General features: G+C 58.1%; 1 protein-coding gene. It reads left to right on the top strand.

All coding sequences use genetic code 11. The features are described 5' to 3' along the window. Positions 1-515, top strand: a 515-nt coding sequence (locus tag M3A49_RS42360; protein ID WP_266233990.1) for a DDE-type integrase/transposase/recombinase, incomplete at its 5' end; no start/stop codon positions are given. Between the last annotated feature and the right edge of the window lie 306 nt (positions 516-821).

Here is an 821-nt window from a genome sequence, read left to right as displayed (position 1 = left end):
GCAACCGGAAAATCGACCGGGCCAATCAGGTTTGGGCGCTCGATACGAGCTATATCCCGATGGCGCGCGGCTTCGTATATCTGACGGCTGTCGTGGACTGGGCGAGCCGTCGGGTGCTGGCACACCGCGTGGCGATCACGCTGGAGAGCTGCCATGCTGTCGAGGCGCTGGAGGAAGCATTTGCGAAATACGGCCTGCCTGAGATCGTCAACACGGATCAAGGCAGCCAGTTCACCGCAACCGAATTCACCGACGCGGTGCTCAGCCGGAGCGTTCTTCTGTCCATGGATGGAAAGGGTGCCTGGCGTGACAACGTGTTCGTTGAACGGGTGTGGCGCAGCGTCAAATACGAAGAGGTCTATCTGAAGGCCTACGACTCGGTCAGCCACGCCCGCCGCTCAATCGGCAACTACCTGAACTGGTATAACCAGAATCGGCCTCATTCTAGGCTGGCCGATCAGACACCGGATGAAGCATACTTCGCCACGCTGCCAGCGATAAAATCGGCAGCTTGATTGCCTCTGTAGAGAGCGTCAAGCAGCGTGGCCGGTCATCGACAACTATTTTGGCCGGTCAACGGGGTAGTTGTCGTCGGTTATCAGGTCATATTTGACGTTGCTCCTTCGTAGTTGTCGTTGCGTGATCGCATAGTTGACGCTCACCGCTACTGTGTAGCGTTGCCATCGTCAGGCAACTGGCCGCTAAACGGGTTGGCCGGGTTGTCGGCGTGTAATTGACGCCGCCGTGCGTTCTGTTTGTCGCCGGCCTTGCGGCGGCGGTAGCTTTGGACGTTGAGCTCGAAGATCGTCGAATGATGCACA

The sequence above is a fragment of the Paraburkholderia sp. CNPSo 3076 genome (assembly GCF_026343935.1).
Classification (GTDB): domain Bacteria; phylum Pseudomonadota; class Gammaproteobacteria; order Burkholderiales; family Burkholderiaceae; genus Paraburkholderia; species Paraburkholderia nodosa.
The sequence above is the reverse complement of the archived record's forward strand: the minus strand, read 5'-3'. Positions and strand labels throughout refer to the sequence as shown.